Below are 1734 nucleotides of genomic sequence, written 5' to 3'. Positions count from 1 at the left end.
GGGCCGGGCCGGGGTGGTGGGGGGCGGCGGTGCTGCGGGCGGGGCTGCTGCTGGCCGGCGTGGCCTCGGCCGCGGTGGGGTTGAAAGGATTTCTGCTGCCCAACGACTTCGTTGACGGGGGCGTGACGGGCATTGCCTTGCTTACCAACCACTTGACGCACATCTCGTTGTCGCTACTGATTGTGGTCATCAACGTGCCGTTTGTGGTGCTGGGCTACCGGCAGCTCGGGGGCCCCTTTGCGGTGCGCACGCTGCTGGCCATTCTGGCGCTGGCGGGGGCCGTGGCGGTGGTATCGGTACCGCCGCTCACGCACGATAAGCTGCTGATTGCCGTATTCGGGGGCTTCTTTCTGGGGGCTGGCTCGGGGCTGGCCATGCGCGGCGGCGGCGTGCTCGACGGCACCGAAATCCTGGCCGTGTACCTCACCCGCAAGCTGCCCGCGTCCATCGGCGACATCGTGCTGGTTATCAATGTGCTGATTTTCGGCGTGGCGGCCTGGCTGCTGTCAGTCGAAACCGCGCTGTACTCCATCCTGGCCTACCTGGCGGCGGCCAAAACCGTGGATTTCGTGCTCGTGGGCATCGAAGAATACATCGGCCTGACCGTCATCTCGTTCCACAGCCCCGAAATCCGCCGCTTCATCACCGAGCGCCTGCACCGCGGCGCCACCGTCTACGAAGTCACCCAGGGCTACGGCTCGCACGGGGCCCAGCACCTGAAAGTGGAAGCCGTTTTCACGGTCGTCACCCGCCTGGAAGTCATGACGCTCACCGACGCCATTAACAAAATTGACCCCCGCGCTTTCGTCGTGCAGCACAGCGTGAGCGACATCAAGGGCGGGCTGATCAAAAAGCGCGCCTTGCACTAGGAGGTTAAAAATGAGACCATTAAAAAGCTGGTTTTGGATAGGTTGTCCGAACAGGCTCTGGCGTGCCGACGAAGGAAGCATCTTATCGTTTCTGAACGGCGCCTGCTAATCTGTTAAGATGCTTCCTTCGTCAGCATGACAGAACCTACCAGGTCATCAAAATTAAAAAAATCGCCTCGCTACCAATAGACACCCACAACTACCAGATTACCAATGGAAAGATGGCATCGTTTTCTGGGGGTTCGGCCGGGCGAGATGCGAGCCGTGGGGCTATTTGCGGCCCATAATTTCCTGCTGGGCACGGGCACCATTCTGGTGTACGTGGCGGCCACGGTGCTGCTGCTCGGGCACGACCCGGGGCGCGCCCTGCCGCTGGCCTACGGGGCGGGGGCCCTGGCGACGCTGGCGGTGGGCTGGCTGTACGGACGCTGCGAGCACCACTGGGCCCTGCAACGGCTGGCGGGGCGGGCGCTGGCGGCGGCGGCCGTGCTCGTGCTGGTGCTGGGGGCCCTGCTGGGGTGGGGGCCCTCGGTAGGGGTGGCGGTGGCCATCATGGCGGGCTACCGGCTGATTTATTTGCTGACGAGCCTGGAGTTTTGGGGGATGTCGGCGGTGGTGTTCAACGTGCGGCAGGGGCGGCGGCTGTTCGGCGTCATCAGCGCCGGCGACCTGCCGGCCAAGGCCCTGGGGGCCGGGCTGGCCGTGTTTGTGCACGCCCAGCACGCGCTGTACGGGCTGCTGCTCACGGCGTTTGGGGCCTACCTGCTGGCGCTGGTGGTGCAGCGGGCCACCTTTCGGGCGCAGGCGGCGGCCCGCCCGGGGCCTCCACCCGCCGAGGAAGCGCCGGGCCCGGGGCCCCGCCGGC

1 protein-coding gene and 1 pseudogene are annotated in these 1734 nt (G+C 65.7%); both read left to right on the top strand.

All coding sequences use genetic code 11. The features are described 5' to 3' along the window. Positions 1–869, top strand: an 869-nt coding sequence (locus tag BEN49_RS14915) for a YitT family protein (RefSeq protein WP_317040461.1), incomplete at its 5' end; no start/stop codon positions are given. A gap of 213 nt (positions 870–1082) precedes the next feature. Continuing rightward, positions 1083–1734, top strand: a pseudogene (locus tag BEN49_RS14910) (cyclic nucleotide-binding domain-containing protein); the annotation flags it as partial.

The sequence above is a fragment of the Hymenobacter coccineus genome (assembly GCF_001816125.1).
Classification (GTDB): Bacteria; Bacteroidota; Bacteroidia; order Cytophagales; family Hymenobacteraceae; genus Hymenobacter; species Hymenobacter coccineus.
This window is presented reverse-complemented; position numbering and strand designations above follow the sequence as displayed.